Genomic DNA, 16,020 nt, shown 5'->3' with positions numbered 1-16,020 from the left:
TTACCGGCACTACGCCTGACCCCGCTACCCGCCCGGCCCCTCTGCCCGCCCGACCACGCTTCCCGCCGCGGGCCACCGGACCGGACCCGCGCCGTCGTGCCCGCTCGATCCGGCCGTTTTCCCTGATTCCCCCAGCTGCCAGGAGGTCGAACACCAATGCGCAACGCCGGACTGGGAGGGTGGCCCGCCCGCCGGGCCCGGATGACGCCGGACCGGACCGCGTTCGTCTTCGGGGACCGGCCCGTCACCTACGCCGAGGTCCACGAGCGGACGACGCGGCTGGCCTCGCGGTTGCGCGCGGCGGGGGTGCGGGCCGGCGACCGGGTCGCCTATCTCGGCCGCAATCACCTCGCCTTCGTCGAGACGATGTTCGCCTCGCACCTGCTCGGGGCGATCTTCGTGCCGCTGAACTTCCGTCTGGCCGCGCCCGAGATCGGGTACATGCTGGACCACTCGGGCGCCGAGGTCCTGATCTACGCGCCCGAGTGCGCCGAGGTGGTCCGGGCCCTGCCGGACACCGTGGCCGCCCCGCGGGAGGTCGTGGCCCTCGACGCTCCGGGACCGGGGGAGCGGCACTACGAGAGCTGGCTCGCCGAGGGCGACCCCGCCCCGATCGACGTACCGGTGCGGATGGACGACACCGCGCTCATCCTCTACACCTCGGGCACGACCGGGCGGCCCAAGGGGGCGACGCTCACGCACGGCAACCTCGTGTGGAACTGCTTCAACCTCCTGCTCGGCGTCGACGTCACCAGCGACGAGACGACCCTGATCAGCGCCCCGCTCTTCCACGTCGCCGCCCTGAACCAGACCCTGCTGCCGACCTTCCTCAAGGGCGGGCGTTCGGTGATCATGCCGTCGTGGGACGTCGACGAGTGCTACGACCTCATAGAGAAGCACGGGGTCACCTGGATGTTCGGGGTCACCACGATGTTCGCCGCGTTCGCCCGGTCGCCCAGGTGGGCCGGCGCGGACCTGTCGTCGCTGCGCAACCTGATGGCCGGGGGCGCGGCGATCCCCGCCGCGCTGATCCGTGCGTACCAGGAACGGGGCCTGGTGTTCTGCCAGGGATACGGGCTCACCGAGACCGCTCCCGGCGCCACCTTCCTCGAGGCCAGCCAGAGCGTGCGCAAGGTGGGCTCGGCAGGGGTTCCGGTGTTCTTCGCCAACGTGCGGGTCGTCCGGCCCGACGGTACCGACACGGCGACGGGACAGCCGGGTGAGGTGCTGATCCAGGGGCCGAACGTGACGCCCGGCTACTGGCGCGACCCGGAGGCGACCGCGGCCGCCTTCTCCGACGGCGGCTGGTTCCGCTCCGGAGACGTCGGCGTCCTGGACGAGGAGGGCCACCTGTACGTCGTCGACCGGGTCAAGGACATGTACATCTCGGGCGGGGAGAACGTCTACCCGGCCGAGGTCGAGGCGGCGATCTTCGAGCATCCGGCGATCGCCGAGGTCGCCGTGCTCGGGGTCCCCGACGCCAAATGGGGCGAGGTGGGCCGCGCGTTCGTGGTCCTCCGCCCCGGTGCGAACGTCACGGCCGGCGAGCTGCGCGACTTCCTCCGGCCTCGTCTGGCCAAGTACAAGATCCCGATGTACTTCGACATCACGGACGACCTGCCGAAGACGGGCTCGGGCAAGATCCAGAAACCCCGGCTGCGACGCCTTCCGCTGCCCGGTGCCGGCACCTCCACTTCTGCGATGTGACCGCGGATCCGTAATCCTCCGGCGGGCGACGGGCGAGGCCGCCCGCCCACCGACGGCGAGGCCGGCGGCCGTGCGGCGCGCCGGTCGCGCGGTGCCGTCGCTCGCGGACCCGCGCGAGGCGCCTCCCGTCTTTCCCCTCGTGCTTTCCCCCTCTTACTTGGCGCCGGCCCTGGTGCGCCGGGCGGTGCCCGCGGCGGGGGTTTTCGCCGCTCCCGCGGCCGTGGCGGTTCTCCTTCCGGCCGCCGTCTGCGCCGCCGGCTCCGGCATGCCCGTGGTCCCGGCGGCGGGCGTTCCCGGCGGCGTGGCGGTGCTCGTCCCGCGGGTCTCCTTCTGCGGACCGCTGAGCGGGGACCAGCGCTGCTCGCGGCCCCTGGCGCGCTGCGCGATCAGAGTTCCCGCGCCGATCGCCGCCGCCACGGGCCATTCCAGGATGCCGAGCGCGGCCAGCGCGCCGAGACCGCCGTAGTACATGATGCGCTCAGGCGGCGGAAGGAACGTCCGGGCCATGTCCACGGCGTGCCCGACGTCGCGGCCGCTGATGTGCGGCATGCCGACGTGCGGCATGTGCATTTCGGGCGCCCGCAGCTGGATCCGCAGGAACGGCAGGTTCAGGTCCAGCTGGGGCCGGTTCCCCTCCTTCATCTCCGGGCCCGGGCCGGTGGGCGGAGCCGGAGTGGGCGTGGGCGGTGTGGTCGTCGTCCGGGCGCGGCCCGCGCGGCCCCGGGCGGTCGTCGTTCCCGTCGTGGCCGTGCCGGTCGTGGTGCCCGGCGTGGTGCCCGCCGTGGTCGTGCCCGGCGTCGTCTCGGTCGTGGTCATGGATCCTCCCCCGATGGCGTTTCCCCCGATCGCGGATCTCGGCCTGACCCGCGGAGCTTCAGAAAATGACCTTTCTATCCTCTATCGAGCCTCGTGTGGTTGCTGGTGCTGATAGCGACTATTTGCCCACTTTTGCCGCTGCTTTCGGCTCCGAGCCCCCTGAGAAAGGATGGCGGGCATGACACGCGTAGGAATCTTGCTGTTCGACCAGGTGGAAGAACTCGACGCGGTCGGCCCCTGGGAAGTCTTCGGCTTATGGGCGAAACTGCGCCCGGAGGAGGCGGAGGTCGTCGCGTTCGCACCGCGGTCGGGAGCCGTACGGGCGTCCAAGGGGCTGACCCTGTACGCCGACCGGTCGGCGGACGACGTCGGCCGTCTCGACGTCCTCGTGCACCCGGGCGGCGCAGGGACCCGCCCTCAACTGAGGGATCCGGAACACCTCGCATGGGTGCGGGAGCAGCGCGCACGCGTTCCCCTGATGACCAGCGTCTGCACCGGATCGCTCGTCTTCGCCGCGGCCGGCCTGCTGGCGGGCCGCCCGGCGACCACGCACTGGGGCGCCCTCGACCTGCTCGCCGAGCTGGATCCGAGCATCGACGTCCGGCGCGACGAGCGCTTCGTCGACGACGGCGACGTCGTCACCTCGTCCGGGGTGTCGGCAGGCATCGACATGGCGCTCCACCTGGTGGCGCGACTCGCGGGGGCCGAGCGGGCCCGGGAGGTGCGCCGGCGCATGCAGTACGACCCCGCGCCGCCCGTGTAGGGCGCCGGTTCCCTGACACCGCCTCATGGACGCAGCAGTTGCCGGACCCGGGCGGCCTCCCGTGTGAGGTGGTCGCGCTCCGGAACGCTCGCGGCGGCACGGGAGGCCTCGGCGTACAGCTCGGCGGCGTGCTCGAGGTCACCCGCGCGTTCGTGCAGGTAGGCCCGCACCGCGACATAGCGGGGCAGGCCGGGATCCACGCCGGCCAGCGCCGCCAGGCCTGCCCGCGGTCCGTCGGCCTCCCCGACCGCCACCGCCCGGTTGAGCCGCACCACCGGGCTGCCCGTGAGACGCAGCAGTTCGTCGTACCACTCCACGATCTGCACCCAGTCCGTCTCGGCGGCGCTGCGGGCGTCCGCGTGCAGGGCGGCGATCGCGGCCTGCGCCTGGTATTCGCCCAGCCGGTCGCGGGCCAGCGCGGCCTGCAGGATCGCCACCCCCTCGCTGATCAGGCCGGTGTCCCACCGGGACCGGTCCTGCTCGGCGAGCGGCACCAGGCGACCTCCCGGGCCGGTGCGGGACGCGCGGCGCGCGTGGTGCAGCAGCATGAGCGCGAGCAGCCCCGCGACCTCGGGCTCGTCGGTCAGGGCGGCGAGCTGGCGGGTGAGGCGGATCGCCTCGGCCGCCAGGTCGACGTCTCCGCCGTACCCCTCGTTGAAGACGAGGTAGAGCACGCGCAGCACCGTCCCGAGATCGCCGGGCCGGTCGAGCGGCAGCCCCGCGATCCGCCGCTTGGCCCGGCTGATCCGCTGCGCCATGGTCGCCTCGGGGACGAGGCAGGCCGCCGCGATCTGCCGTGTGGTCAGGCCGCCGACCGCGCGCAGCGTCAGGGCGACGGCCGAGCCGCGCGGCAGGGCGGGGTGCGCGCACAGGAAGTAGAGCCGCAGCGTGTCGTCGGCGGCGGGCGCCGGGCCGGCGGGGGGCTCGGCCTCCACGGCGAGCTCCCGCCCCCGTCGCGAGGTCTCGGCGCGTGCGGCGTCGAGGAACCTGCGCCACGCCACCGCGACGAGCCATGCCCTCGGGTCGCGCGGCGGACCGTCCGGCCAGGTCTCCAGCGCCCGGATCAGGGCCTCCTGCACGGCGTCCTCGGCCGACGCGAAGTCCGCTCCGCGCCGGACGAGGACACCGATCACCGCGGGCACGAGCTCCCGCAGCAGCGACTCGTTCACTCGGTCGCCTTGAGCGACTGGGTGAGGAAGGGCCGCACCTCGAGCCACTCGTGGATGGGCTTGCCTCCGGCGCCGGGAGCGGCGGACAGCTCCCCGGCCAGCTCGACCGCGCGATCCCACGACTCCACGTCGATGATCATCCAACCGGCGATGAGGTCCTTGGTCTCGGCGAACGGACCGTCGGTCACCGGCGGGCGCCCCTCGCCGTCGTACCGCACGAACGCGCCCTCGGGCGCCAGCGCCTGCTCGCCGACGAACTCGCCCGTCTCCTCCAGCCGGGCCGCGAAGTCGCGCATGTACTGCACGTGCGCGTCGACCTCCTCCGGCGTCCACTGGTCCATCGGCACGTCGTTGACCGAAGCCGGCGCGCCCCGGTAGTGCTTCAGCAGCAGGTACTTCACGGTGGTTCTTCCTCTCCGTCGCGCGGCCCCTCGTGGCCACTGTGTCCCTGGGACGGAGCCGGCGCCACATTCTCGACATCGGAAGCGCGGCCGAATTCCAGAGTCTTGTTCCGGCCGCGGCCCGCCTACCGGTCGAGGACGTGCAGCGCGCGGGAGCCGGTGCTGAGCACCTCCGGCCCGTCCTCGCCGCACACGACCACGTCGGCAACCCGGGCGCCGAAGAGGTCGGGCAGGTAGATGGCGGGCTCCAGGCAGACGGCCATCCCGGCCTCGAACGTCTCCCCGGCCGCCAACCAGGGCGCCTCGGCCGGGCTCAGCCCGATGCCCCGGCCCGTCCGCGCGGCGGTGTAGTCGCCGTAGCCGCTGCCGTCGGCGACCTCGCGGGCGGCCGCGGCGGCCTCGGCGCACGCGACCCCGGGGCGTACGCGGTCGACGGCGGCCCCCTGTGCGGCGAGGACGACCGAGTACATGGCGTCGAAGTCCTCCGGCGGCTCGGCGACAGCGAAGACCCGGGCGACCTCGGCGCAGTAGCCGTTCCAGCGCCCGCCGACCGAGACGAGCAGCGCGTCGCCGGGGTTGATCACCCGTTCGCACGGCCGGTGGCGCGCGTCGGCGGAGTGCTCGCCCGCGGCGACGAGCACGGAGGGCGGCCCTTCGCAGCCCGTCTCGGCGAGCATCGCCCGGAGCCTGCGGGCCATCGCCCGCTCGGTGACGCCGAACCACGCGAGCTCGCGGGCGGCGAGCAGGACGGCGTCGGCCGCCGCGGCGGCGTGCCGCAGCGCGGCCACCTCGGCCGCGCGCTTGCGCAGGCGCAGCGGCGCCAGCACGACCGAGGCCAGCACGAGCTCCGCGTCGAGGCGCAGCGCGAACAGCTCGGCGGCGTGCATCTGGGGGTCCACGGCCACGCGGCGGGCCGCCGGCGGCACGAGAGCCGCGGCCCGCGCGGGATCGGCGGCCGGCGCGGGCGGCCCGTCGAGCGCCACCACGAGGTAGCCCTCCTCGCCGCCCGCCGCCGACAGCGGGTCCGCCCGCAGGTACCGGAAGTCCGGGGAGGGCCGCAGCACGAGGGCGTCGATGCCCGCGCCGGCCATCCCGGCGCGTACGTCCTCCAGCACGAGCGGGTCGATCATGGCAGGGGGGACGGCTCCGGCGCGTGCAGCCAGCAGGCCACCGGGCCGAAGTCGGGCTCCCGCTCCCGGCACACGTCCATCGCGAACGGGCAGCGGGGATGGAACCGGCAGCCCGCCGGGGGATCGGCGGGGTCGGGCACGTCCCCGGGCAGCTCGGCGGGCAGCACGCCCGCGCCGTCGGGGGAGGGGATCGCGGCGAGCAGCGCCCGCGTGTACGGATGCCGGGGGTCGGCCCACACCTCCGCGGTCGGCCCGGTCTCCACGATCTTGCCGAGGTACATGACCGCGATCCGGTCGGCGATCAGCCGTACGACGGACAGGTCGTGGCTGATGAACAGCAGGCCCGCGCCGGACTCCACGGCGAGGTCGCGCATGAGCCGGGCCACCTGCGCCTGGGCGGAGGCGTCCAGGGCGGAGATCGGCTCGTCCCCGATCAGCAGCGACGGCCGGGCGGCGAGCGCCCGCGCGATGGCGACGCGCTGCCGCTGCCCCCCGGAGAACTCGTGCGGGTATCGGCCGGCGAACGCGCGCGGCAGCCCGACCCGTTCGAGCAGGTCGGCGGGGCCGGTCACGGTGTCGCCGGCGGTGCGCAGGCCGTCGGCGATCTGCGCGCCCACGCGCCGGCGCGGGTTCAGGGAGGAGTACGGGTCCTGGAACACCATCTGCACGCCGCTGAGCGACGGGTCCCTGCGGCGCAGCCCGAGGGGCGTCACCGGGTGCCCGCCGACGAGGATCCGGCCCGAGGCCGTGCCGTGCAGCCCGCACACCGCCCGGGCCAGGGTGGACTTGCCGCACCCGGACTCGCCGACGAGGCCGACCACCTCGCCGGCGGCGACGCGCAGGCTGGCCCCGGCCACCGCCCGCACGACCGGGCGGCCCGGCGTACGGTGCTCCACGACCAGGTCCTCGACGGACAACAGGGGGGTGGTCATCGTGAATCCTCCGCAGGCGGCACGGGCAGGGCGTCGAGCAGCGAACGGGTGTAGGGGTGGCGGGGCTCCCGTAGCACCTGGCCGCGCGTGCCGGTCTCCACGACCAGGCCGTCCTTCATCACGCTCACCTCGTCGGCGACCGCCGACATCACGCCGAGGTCGTGGGTGACGAGGAGGACGGCGAGGCCGAGGTCGTCGCACAGGCCGCGCAGCAGGCGGAGGATCCCGGCCTGCACGGTCACGTCGAGCGCGGTCGTCGGCTCGTCGGCGATCAGCACCTCGGGTTCGCAGGCCAGCGCGACCGCGATGGCGATCCGCTGCCGCATCCCGCCGGAGAACTGGTGCGGGTAGCGCTTGAGCGCCTCCTCCGGGCCCGGGATGCGCACCTTGGCGAGCAGGCCGGCGGCGCGCTCGCGTGCCTCATTCCTGCCGAGGCGCAGGTGGTGGCGCATGTGCTCGGTGAGCTGCCGCCCGACCGTCAGCATGGGATGCAGGCTGGTCGACGGGTCCTGGAAGACCATGGCGATCTTCGCGCCGCGCACCTCGTTGAGCTCGCGGGCCGGCATCCCCAGCAGGTCGCGCCCGCCGAACTCGATCCGTCCCGAGCTACGGGAGCCGTGGGGGAGCAGGCCGAGCACGGCGAGACCGGTCATGGTCTTGCCCGAGCCGCTCTCCCCGGCGAGGCCGTGCACGCGGCCCGCCTCCAGGGTCAGGTCCACGCCGTGCAGGACGTCGTGGCCGCCGATCGACACCCGCAGCCCCTCGATCGTCAACGCGGCGCTCACAGTGCACGCTCCTTGATCGCCCGTGCGGTACGCGGGTCGAGCGCGTCGCGCAACGTGTCGCCGAGGAAGTTGAACGCGAGGACGACCGTCAGGATGGCGAGCCCGGGGAACGTCGCGACCCACCAGCTGTCGAAGACGTCCACCCCCGCGGCGACCATCGCGCCCCACTCGGGCGACGGCGGTTTGGCGCCGAGCCCGAGGAACGACAGGCCCGACAGCAGCAGCAGCGCGGTGCCGATGTCGAGGGTGGCGAGCACCAGGACCGGCCCGGTGACGTTCGGCAGCACGTCCACCCGCAGCGAGCGCCAGGCCGAAAAACCCAGCAGCCGGCCGCTCAGCACGTACTCCCGCTCCCGTACGCCGAGCACGAGACCGCGGGTGACCCGCGCGTACGCCGGCCAGGCGACGACGAGCACGGCGAGCACCGCGTTGCCGAGGCTCGCGCCGAGGGCGGCGGCCACCACCATCGCGAGGATGACGGTGGGGAAGGCGAACACGAGGTCGGCCAGGCGCATGATCGTCTCGTCCACCCACCGGCCGAAATAGCCCGCGCAGGCGCCTAGCAGGCCGCCGATCAGCACCGAGAGCACCACGAGCAGCAGCGTGAGCGGGATGGACACCCGGGCGCCGTACATGACCCGGCTGAGGATGTCGCGGCCGAGCTGGTCGGTGCCGAGCCAGTGGCCCGGGCCGGGCGGCGCGAGCCGGGGCAGCTCCTGGGCCAGGGGGTCGTGCGGCGCGAGCACCGGCGCGGCCAGCGCGACCACGATCCAGGCCAGCGCGACGACGACGCCGACGACCGCCAGCGGCCGCCGCCACGCCTGGGGGAGCCGGCTCACGCGGGTGCGCGCGAACAGGCCGGCGCGCTTCACGAGACCCTCACTCTCGGATCGACGACGCCGTACAGCACGTCGACGACCAGGTTGATGACGAGGTAGACCACGCCCACCACGAGACCCACGCCCATGACGGCGGGCAGGTCGAGGGTGGTGGCGCTCTTGTAGGCGTACTGGCCGACCCCCGGCCAGGCGAAGACGGCCTCCACCAGCACGGTGCCGGACAGCAGGCTGCCGAACGCCAGACCGGCCACGGTGATGACGGGCACCAGCGCAGGGCGCAGGACGTACCGGAACAGCACCACGCGGCCGGGCAGGCCCTTGGCGCGGGCGGCGCGGACGTAGTCCTGCCCGAGCACCTCCAGCACGGCCGAGCGGGTGAACCGCGTCAGCAGGCCGATCGTGTAAAGGGCCAGCACGAGCGCCGGAGCGGCCAGGTGGCCGACGGCCGAGGAGAACACCTCCCACCGGCCCGACAGCAGGGCGTCGACCGTGTAGAGGCCGGTGACCTGCGGCGGCGGGGTCATCCCGGGGTCGATGCGGCCGCTGCCCGGAGTGATCTGGAGCCGGAAGAAGAACACGTAGAACGCCATCAGCGCGAGCCAGAACGTGGGCACCGAGATGCCGACCAGGCTCAGCACCCGGAGCACGTGGTCCGCGAAACGGTCGCGGCGCAGCGCCGCGACCACCCCGAACCCGACGCCGAGGATCAGCGAGACGACGATCGCGGCCCCGGCCAGCTCCAGCGTGGCCGGCACGGACTGGGCGAGGTCGTCCAGCACCGGGCGGTGACTCTGCTGGCTCGTCCCGAGGTCGCCGTGCAGCAGCCCGCCGAGGTGCGCGAGGTACTGCTGCGGCAGCGGCCGGTCGAGGCCGTGATCGGCCCGCCACTGGGCCACGATCGCCGGGTCGCCGAGCGCCCGCTGGCCGAGGTTGGCCGCCACGGGGTCGCCCGGCACCAGGTTGGTCAGCACGAAGGTGACCAGCGTGATCCCCACCGCCAGCAACAGCGCCGTGAGGATCCGCCGCACCAGGAACCGGGCGAGCGGGCTGCGCACCGCCCGGTTCCCCGTACGCCGGCTACTTGGCACCGAGGTCGGCGACATTGATCGTCCACACGGGGTGGTAGTCCACGCCGGTCACGGAGGCCGCCGTCACGATGTTCTGCCCGGGCTGGATCAGCGGCATGAACGGACCGGTCGCGTTGAGCTTCTGCTGGAAGTCGGTGAACGCCTGCCTGCGGTCGGCGTCGGTCACCGCGGCGCCGGCCTTGTCGGCCGCGGCCTCGACGTCCTTGTCCGCGCCCGCCTTCCAGCCGGACCGCAGGCCGACCAGCTTGCCCGGGGCGAACGACAGGTAGTTGCTGGGGTCGGGGAAGTCCGGGCCCCAGTACCACAGGCCCAGCTCCTCCTTGCCGTTGCGGTAGTTGTCCAGGGCGGTGGTGACCGGCGCGGGGGCCAGCTCGACCGTGATGCCGACCTCCTTGAGGTTGGCCTGGATGCGCTCGGCCAGCGGCTGGAAGGACAGGCCGTTCACGGTCAGCTCGCTGGGGAACTCCAGCGTCACCTTGGGGTCGGTCACGCCGCTCGCCGCGAGCGCCGCCTTCGCGCCCTCGACGTCGCGCGTGGCCGCCTGGTCGGCGGGGAGCGCGCCGAGGAACATCGACGGGATGATGCCCGACGCCTGCGTCGAGCCCTCGCCGGCCAGCTCCAGCAGGCCCTGGTAGTCGATGCCCTTGCGCAGCGCCTCGACGAACTTGGGGTTGGAGGTGACCTTGCTGACGCCGGGGTCCTGGTTGGCGAGCAGGAAGAACACGTACGCCGAGGCGGTGCGCTTGACCTGCAGGCCGCCGGAGATGCCGGTCACCTGGTCGCCGGACAGGTTCAGCGCCACCTGGCTGTCGCCGCGCTGCACGTTGAGCTTCTGCGTGGCCGACTCGACGTTGCGGATGACCACCTTGTCGTAGTACGGCTTCTTCGCGCCCCAGTACTTCGCGTTCGCCTTGAGCACGACCTGGCTGCTCACGTTGAACGACTCGATGGTGTAGGGCCCCGAGCCGGCCGAGGAGGCGTTCAGGTACTGCTCGGCCTTGTCGTTCGGGTCGTTCGTCGCGCCGTTCTCCTTGGCGACCTTCGAGTTGAGGATGCCGAGGGCCGGGTTCGGGAGGATGTACGGCAGCGCCGGGTTGGGGGTCTTCGACGTCAGCGTGATGGTCGTGTCGTCGGTCTTGGCGACCTCCACGCCGTCCAGCAGGAACGACGGCGTGCCCTTCATGTCGCGGACCCGGGTGAGGGAGAACACGACGTCGTCGGCCGTCACCGGGGAGCCGTCGGCGAACGTGGCGCCCTGCCGCAGCTTGAGCGTGAGCTCCTTGCCGTCGGGCGACAGCTCGTAGGACTCGGCGAGCGACGGCACCGGCTTGGTGACGTCGGAGCCCTCGAACGTGAGAAGCGTGTCGTAGGTCGCCTTGTCGACGATCAGGCCGGTCGGCTCGTAGGTCCGCCCGGGGTCCGCCGTCTTGAGGTCGAACGAGGTGTCGATCACGAGCGTCTTGCCCGCGGCGCCGCTCTGGGTGCTGCTGGACGAGCCGCCGCCGGAGCAGGCCGCGAGGGCGAGGGCGCCGGTGAGCACAACCGGCAGCAGGCCGGCCCTCACCTGCCACGAACGGGTCGTCATTATGTGTCCTCCGAAAACAGGCCAACTCGTGGCCGTATGGACGTTTGGTCGCCGATCGTCCAGGATTGTGCTGCAGAAAGTCCAGCTCATGAGGCCGAGCCGAGACGAATCTCCCGTGGAGGATGAACCAGTGACCGAAATGTCAAGCAACTCGGGGTCCGCGGGCGGCGCCGCTGGACGGATCGGCATCGGCCTGGAGCTGGACGCCACCCACCTGAAGATCCTCGAGGTGCTCAGGGAGAACGGGCGCGTCTCGGTGTCCGCGCTCGCCGAGCGGGTCGGGATCTCCCGGGCGAACGCCTACACGCGGTTCGAGGCGCTGCGCGCCGACGGCGTGATCAGGCGGTTCACGGCGGAGATCGACCATCAGCGGGCCGGCCTCGGCATCGTCGCGCTGATCTTCGTGACCGTGCGCCAGCAGATGTGGCGGCAGTTCCGCGCCCAGCTCGCGCAGATGCCGGAGGTGGAGTACTGCGCCATCACCACCGGGCAGCACGACGCGATGATCCAGGTCAGGATGGCGGACGTGGCCGAGGTGCACGCGATGGTCACCGAACGCCTGGCCAACATCCCGGCCGTCAAGGCGACCGAGACCGTGTTCATCCTGGACGAGGTGCTCAGGCGGCCGTACGTGCTGCCGAGCGATCGCGAGCGTGAGCGGGGCCGGGGGACCTCGCGGCGGCCCGGCTCCGCCCCCTCGCCGGAGCCCGAGCAGGGACAGGGGCAGGGACAGGGGCAGGGGCTGCCGCTCGGCAAGATGCGGTTCGTCGGCGCGGCCGAGGGCCGCGCCGCGCTGCGAGACGAATCGTAGGTCTCAGACCACTTCGGCGCAGATGCTGACGTGGGTGGTGTCGTCGTCCTCGAACCGGAACTCCTCGACCAGGCGCAGCCGGCCGTCCTCGGCCGTCTCGATGCGGCTGGCGCCGCGGCCGCTCGCGCGCTCCCCGGTCTTCAGCAGGTGGACGTAGGAGATCTCGATGCGATCGGCGTCCCGCGTGCCGACGAACCGGCCGTGGACGACGGTGTCGCCCGTGTAGTGCCCCCAGATCACGCCGCCCGACTCCTCGTACGCGAACTCGGTGGGCGCGTCGGCGTTCACCTCGCTGGCAGTGGAGCTGATCATGACGAAGCGGCGGCCGTTGAGCAGGTCTGTGTCGTTCACGAGTCCGCATCGTGCCGTTTTGTGCGAGATTCGCAACTCGCTCTGGACGTTCCGTTCACCGGACCCCGGCCGGGCGTGTGATCCGTCCAGGACACACGCCGCGGCCGGGCCGCGGGGCGGACGGCCGTGTCAGCGGCCGACGATCTCGGCGAGGGCGGCGAGCGCCGCGCCCCGGGCGCCGGCCATGTCGAGGTCCTCCACCAGCGTCACGGTGGCCACCCGCCGCTGCTCCTCGCGCAGCAGGGTGTGCTCGCGGACCTTCTCGAGGAACCATTCGCGGAAGTGCGGGGCCGCCTCCACCACTCCGCCGCCCAGGAAGTACGCGTCCGGGTCGGTGAAGTTGGCCGCGATGGTGAACAGCCTGCCGATGGCCATCGCCTGCTGTTCGAAGACCTTGAGCGCGAGCGGGTCGCCGTTCTCCGCGTAGCCGCGCAGCAGCTTGGCGGCCTTCCCGGCGGACCCGGCCCGGTGCAGCTCGTGGTCGGGGAAGCGGGTCAGCCAGTAGGGCAGCAGGTTCTTCTCGATGCCGGTCAGCGAGGCGACGCTCTCGGCGTCCCCGACGAAGCCGCAGTTGCACTCGGGCAGCGGCTGGCCCTCCTCCAGCAGGCCCTGCAGGGGGATGTGGACGTGCCCGAGCTCGCCGGCCATCCCCGCCGCGCCCTTCACCACGTGCCCCGACTGGATGACGCCGCCGCCGAGGCCGGTGCCGACGATCGCCGACACCGACGAGTGCTGCCAGGCGTCGGGCCCGAAGCGTACGTGGTGGGAGTAGAGGGCCGCGGCGTTGCCGTCGTTGTTGTAGACCACCGGCAGCCCCAGCCGGGACTCCAGGGCCCCCCGGAAGTCGAAGCCGAACCACCCGGGATCGACGAAGTTGGTCGCGCCCTTCGAGGAGATCACACCGTCGGCGCTGGCCGGGCCCGGGGTGTCCAGTCCCACCGCGCGCACGGTCGAGCGCGGCGTGCCGGTCAGCTCCAGCACGTTGTCGAGGGCGAGGAGGAGCTGCTCGACCGCGACCTCGGGACCCTCCCGTACGAGGCTGGGTGTCTCCACCATCCGGTCCACGAGGAACCGCCCGGAGGCGTCGAGAACGGTCGCGTTGTTGCTAGTGCCGCCGTTGTCGAGCCCGACGACGACCCAGGACCCTGCATCTGCCATTGGGGGATGTCCTTTGCGTTCGTGCGTGTCAGTGCGAAGACTACGAGAGCCGGCGCCCGCGGGCACCGGTCGGGGCGCGACAGGCGGGAGGCGTGCCGCGCGGGGGGTCGCGCACGGTGAAAGATTCAGTTCGGGCCACGGCCGCCTCCACGCGCCTCCGGCGGCGGCGGTGCCCGTGAGCTGCGCCGGATGCCGCCGCGGTCCGGGCGGGGCAGGTCCGGGACCGGCGGCGTCCGTTGACCGCTCGGGCGACCCGGAGAAAACATCTGCGTCCGGGGGCCGCAGCGTCGCGACCCGTCTGTCCAGAGGGGCCGCGGCCCGAGCGCGAGCGCCTGCCCGAGACCGCCGGCCGTTCGTACCTGCCCGGCGTGCGCGGCGCGGAGCCGGGCGGCGCGCCGAACGAGCGGATGCGCAGAAATCGAGGTACGCATGAAGCAGTTCCGTCCTGTCCGAGGGGTTCGCCCCGGCGCCCGCGGCCTGCCGGGCTCTCCGGCGGCGCGACTGGTCGCGGCGCTGGCCGCGCTGGTCGCCGGCCTCGTCGTCGTGCTGGTGCCCGGCACCGCCTCCGCGGCTCCCGTGTGCAAGGTGGACTACACGACCAACCAGTGGCCGGGCGGCTACACCGCGTCGGTGCGGCTCACCAACCTCGGCTCGGCGGTCAGCTCCTGGACGCTGAGCTGGACGGCCGGCAGCGGCCAGCAGATCACCAACTCCTGGGGCGCCAAGGTGACCCTGTCGGGTTCGGCCGCCACCGCCAGGAACGAGACCTGGAACGGCTCGCTGGCCACCGGGCAGACGGCGGACTTCGGCTTCCAGGGCACCTGGTCGGGCAGCCTCACGACGCCGTCCGACTGGTCGCTGAACGGCGTGCCGTGTGACGGTGGCGGGGTCTCCCCGTCGCCCTCGCCGACGCCGTCCCCGACCGTCGACCACTCGCCGTCCCCGTCGCCGACACCTTCACCGTCGCCCACGCCGTCTCCGACGGTGGACCACTCGCCGTCGCCGTCCCCCTCGGCCAGTCCGAGCCCGTCGGTGACCCCCACGGCGTCCGGCTGCTCGGGCGGCGGCCTGGTCGTCTGCTCCGGCTTCGAGGACCAGTCGGGCACGCCGTCCGGTGAGTGGCAGGTGACCACCCCGAACTGCTCGGGCAGCGGCACCGCCACGATCGACTCCACCACCGCGCACAGCGGAGGGAAGTCGCTGCGGATCAACGGCGGCGGCAACTACTGCAACCACGCCTTCGCCGCGACCACCAAGGACGTCTCCGCCATCGCGCCCGTGGTCTACGGGCGCATGTGGGTGCGGCACACGACGGCACTGCCGGCGAACCACGTCACCATGATCACCATGGCGGACTCCAGGGACGGCGGCAAGGACCTGCGGATCGGCGGCCAGGGCGGCGCTCTCCAGTGGAACCGGGAGTCCGACGACGCCACGCTGCCCGAGCAGAGCCCGACCGGGGTCGCGCTGAGCAGCCCGCTGCCCACCAACCGCTGGGTGTGCCTGCGCTTCCAGATCGATACCACCAAGCAGGCGATGCGGACGTACCTGGACGACCAGGAGGTCAAGGGCCTGACGGTGGACGGCACGCCCACGACGGACGTGGACGCCCAGTGGCTGCGCCGCTCCACCGCGCCGCGGCCCACGACGCTGCGCCTGGGCTGGGAGAGCTACGGCAGCGACTCCGACGTCATCTGGTACGACGACGTCGCGTTGGGATCGAGCCCGATCGGCTGCTGATCACCACACGTCAGGGGTAGATAGCCGGGTGTCCGCCAGGTGCGGTCAGGCTCGACCGTGGTCCCGTTTTCGTCCGGCGCCCGGCCTTCCGAGGGAAGGCCGGGCGCCGTATCCGAGGGGAGAGGGACATGACCGACGTGCAGCACCCGATACCGGAACTGATGAAGGAAGGCGACGTCGTCGACCTGCTCGTCCACCAGCACGCGCTGATCAGGGACATGTTCGACGAGGTGGAGCACGCCGCGCCCGGCGAGCGCCGTGAGCCGTTCCGGCGGCTGGTGCGCATGCTGGCCGTCCACGAGACGGCGGAGGAGGAGATCGTCCACCCCTACACCCGGCTGCGGGTGGACGGGGGGACCGGCGTGGTGGCCGACCGGCTCAAGGAGGAGCGCGAGGCCAAGGAGATGCTCAGCAGGCTGGACGAGATGGGCCCGGAGCATCCCGGCTTCATGGCCGAGCTGGACAGACTGCGGATGGCCGTGCTCGCGCACGCCCGGGCCGAGGAGCGGTACGAGTTCACCCGGCTCCGCGCCGAGACGACGGCGGCCGAGCGGCGGGCGATGGCCCTCGGCGTCCGGGCCGCCGAGGCGATGGCGCCGACCCGCCCGCACCCGGGTGTGGAGACGATGACGAGGAACCTGCTCCTGGGCCCGCCCGCCGCGATCATGGATCGGGCCCGGGACCTGATCCGTCAGGCGCTGCGCAGGTAGGCGGGCCTGCGAGCCCCCGGCTCGGGCCCGCGGGT

16 protein-coding genes are annotated in these 16,020 nt (G+C 72.9%); 5 read left to right on the top strand and 11 right to left on the bottom strand.

The features are described 5' to 3' along the window. Positions 1–156: 156 nt before the first annotated feature. Entirely contained in the window at positions 157–1,707 is a 1,551-nt protein-coding gene (locus tag AAH991_RS32605) for an acyl-CoA synthetase (protein ID WP_346229765.1), read from the top strand. 153 nt (positions 1,708–1,860) lie between these two features. Here AAH991_RS32605 and AAH991_RS32600 read toward each other — a convergent pair whose 3' ends face one another. Next, the gene (locus AAH991_RS32600; protein WP_346229764.1) at positions 1,861–2,523 is read right to left on the bottom strand and encodes a hypothetical protein; all 663 of its coding nucleotides are present in this window, start codon (positions 2,521–2,523) and stop codon (positions 1,861–1,863) included. Between the two features lie 178 nt (positions 2,524–2,701). Between AAH991_RS32600 and AAH991_RS32595 the strand changes: the two genes are divergently transcribed. Then, positions 2,702–3,286 carry a DJ-1/PfpI family protein gene (locus AAH991_RS32595; protein WP_346229763.1) on the top strand — a complete coding sequence of 195 codons (585 nt, stop codon included), beginning with the start codon at positions 2,702–2,704 and terminating at the stop codon, positions 3,284–3,286. A 23-nt stretch (positions 3,287–3,309) separates the two neighbouring features. On the opposite strand, the gene AAH991_RS32590 is transcribed toward AAH991_RS32595, so the two are convergent. From AAH991_RS32590 to AAH991_RS32555, 8 genes are all read right to left on the bottom strand, one after another. Further along, a complete protein-coding gene (locus AAH991_RS32590; RefSeq protein WP_346229762.1) occupies positions 3,310–4,455 on the bottom strand; it encodes an RNA polymerase sigma factor in 1,146 nt (381 codons plus the stop codon). Further along, a complete protein-coding gene (locus AAH991_RS32585) occupies positions 4,452–4,856 on the bottom strand; it encodes a YciI family protein (protein ID WP_346229761.1) in 405 nt (134 codons plus the stop codon). The genes AAH991_RS32590 and AAH991_RS32585 overlap by 4 nt, the downstream gene beginning before the upstream one ends. A 125-nt stretch (positions 4,857–4,981) precedes the next feature. Further along, a complete protein-coding gene (locus AAH991_RS32580) occupies positions 4,982–5,986 on the bottom strand; it encodes a M24 family metallopeptidase (protein WP_346229760.1) in 1,005 nt (334 codons plus the stop codon). Continuing rightward, complete coding sequence (locus AAH991_RS32575; RefSeq protein ID WP_346229759.1) at positions 5,983–6,918, bottom strand: ABC transporter ATP-binding protein; 936 nt, start codon at positions 6,916–6,918, stop codon at positions 5,983–5,985. Before AAH991_RS32575 ends, AAH991_RS32580 begins: the two co-directional genes overlap by 4 nt. Then, on the bottom strand, positions 6,915–7,703 hold the full coding sequence (locus AAH991_RS32570; protein WP_346229758.1) for an ABC transporter ATP-binding protein: 789 nt from the start codon (positions 7,701–7,703) through the stop codon (positions 6,915–6,917). The genes AAH991_RS32575 and AAH991_RS32570 overlap by 4 nt, the downstream gene beginning before the upstream one ends. Continuing rightward, the gene (locus tag AAH991_RS32565; protein ID WP_346229757.1) at positions 7,700–8,575 is read right to left on the bottom strand and encodes an ABC transporter permease; all 876 of its coding nucleotides are present in this window, start codon (positions 8,573–8,575) and stop codon (positions 7,700–7,702) included. Before AAH991_RS32565 ends, AAH991_RS32570 begins: the two co-directional genes overlap by 4 nt. Beyond that, positions 8,572–9,597, bottom strand: a complete 1,026-nt coding sequence (locus AAH991_RS32560) for an ABC transporter permease (RefSeq protein WP_346229756.1) — start codon at positions 9,595–9,597, stop codon at positions 8,572–8,574. Before AAH991_RS32560 ends, AAH991_RS32565 begins: the two co-directional genes overlap by 4 nt. A gap of 22 nt (positions 9,598–9,619) precedes the next feature. Beyond that, positions 9,620–11,215: an ABC transporter substrate-binding protein gene (locus AAH991_RS32555; RefSeq protein WP_346229755.1), complete on the bottom strand. Its 1,596-nt coding sequence runs from the start codon at positions 11,213–11,215 to the stop codon at positions 9,620–9,622. Positions 11,216–11,354: 139 nt separating this feature from the next. Between AAH991_RS32555 and AAH991_RS32550 the strand changes: the two genes are divergently transcribed. Then, the gene (locus AAH991_RS32550; RefSeq protein WP_346229769.1) at positions 11,355–12,026 is read left to right on the top strand and encodes an Lrp/AsnC family transcriptional regulator; all 672 of its coding nucleotides are present in this window, start codon (positions 11,355–11,357) and stop codon (positions 12,024–12,026) included. 3 nt (positions 12,027–12,029) lie between these two features. Here the strand turns inward: AAH991_RS32550 and AAH991_RS32545 are convergent, their stop codons facing one another. Together AAH991_RS32545 and AAH991_RS32540 are read right to left on the bottom strand one after the other, a co-directional pair. Further along, entirely contained in the window at positions 12,030–12,377 is a 348-nt protein-coding gene (locus AAH991_RS32545) for an avidin-fold protein (RefSeq protein WP_346229754.1), read from the bottom strand. 129 nt (positions 12,378–12,506) lie between these two features. Continuing rightward, on the bottom strand, positions 12,507–13,535 hold the full coding sequence (locus AAH991_RS32540; RefSeq protein WP_346229753.1) for an ROK family protein: 1,029 nt from the start codon (positions 13,533–13,535) through the stop codon (positions 12,507–12,509). Between the two features lie 429 nt (positions 13,536–13,964). Between AAH991_RS32540 and AAH991_RS32535 the strand changes: the two genes are divergently transcribed. Together AAH991_RS32535 and AAH991_RS32530 are read left to right on the top strand one after the other, a co-directional pair. Next, the gene (locus AAH991_RS32535; RefSeq protein ID WP_346229752.1) at positions 13,965–15,275 is read left to right on the top strand and encodes a cellulose-binding domain-containing protein; all 1,311 of its coding nucleotides are present in this window, start codon (positions 13,965–13,967) and stop codon (positions 15,273–15,275) included. Between the two features lie 128 nt (positions 15,276–15,403). Further along, positions 15,404–15,985 (top strand): hemerythrin domain-containing protein, encoded by a 582-nt coding sequence (locus AAH991_RS32530; protein ID WP_346229751.1) that lies wholly within the window; start codon positions 15,404–15,406, stop codon positions 15,983–15,985. Positions 15,986–16,020 lie beyond the last annotated feature (35 nt).

It is taken from the genome of Microbispora sp. ZYX-F-249, assembly GCF_039649665.1.
Lineage (GTDB): Bacteria > Actinomycetota > Actinomycetes > Streptosporangiales > Streptosporangiaceae > Microbispora > Microbispora maris.
This window is presented reverse-complemented; position numbering and strand designations above follow the sequence as displayed.

Coding starts and splice junctions, on each gene's coding strand:
- AAH991_RS32575 (WP_346229759.1), bottom strand. CDS start 6,918: ATGACCACCCCCCTGTTGTCCGTCGAGGACCTGGTCGTGGAGCACCGT.
- AAH991_RS32605 (WP_346229765.1), top strand. CDS start 157: ATGCGCAACGCCGGACTGGGAGGGTGGCCCGCCCGCCGGGCCCGGATG.
- AAH991_RS32595 (WP_346229763.1), top strand. CDS start 2,702: ATGACACGCGTAGGAATCTTGCTGTTCGACCAGGTGGAAGAACTCGAC.
- AAH991_RS32580 (WP_346229760.1), bottom strand. CDS start 5,986: ATGATCGACCCGCTCGTGCTGGAGGACGTACGCGCCGGGATGGCCGGC.
- AAH991_RS32555 (WP_346229755.1), bottom strand. CDS start 11,215: ATGACGACCCGTTCGTGGCAGGTGAGGGCCGGCCTGCTGCCGGTTGTG.
- AAH991_RS32540 (WP_346229753.1), bottom strand. CDS start 13,535: ATGGCAGATGCAGGGTCCTGGGTCGTCGTCGGGCTCGACAACGGCGGC.
- AAH991_RS32550 (WP_346229769.1), top strand. CDS start 11,355: ATGTCAAGCAACTCGGGGTCCGCGGGCGGCGCCGCTGGACGGATCGGC.
- AAH991_RS32600 (WP_346229764.1), bottom strand. CDS start 2,523: ATGACCACGACCGAGACGACGCCGGGCACGACCACGGCGGGCACCACG.
- AAH991_RS32535 (WP_346229752.1), top strand. CDS start 13,965: ATGAAGCAGTTCCGTCCTGTCCGAGGGGTTCGCCCCGGCGCCCGCGGC.
- AAH991_RS32530 (WP_346229751.1), top strand. CDS start 15,404: ATGACCGACGTGCAGCACCCGATACCGGAACTGATGAAGGAAGGCGAC.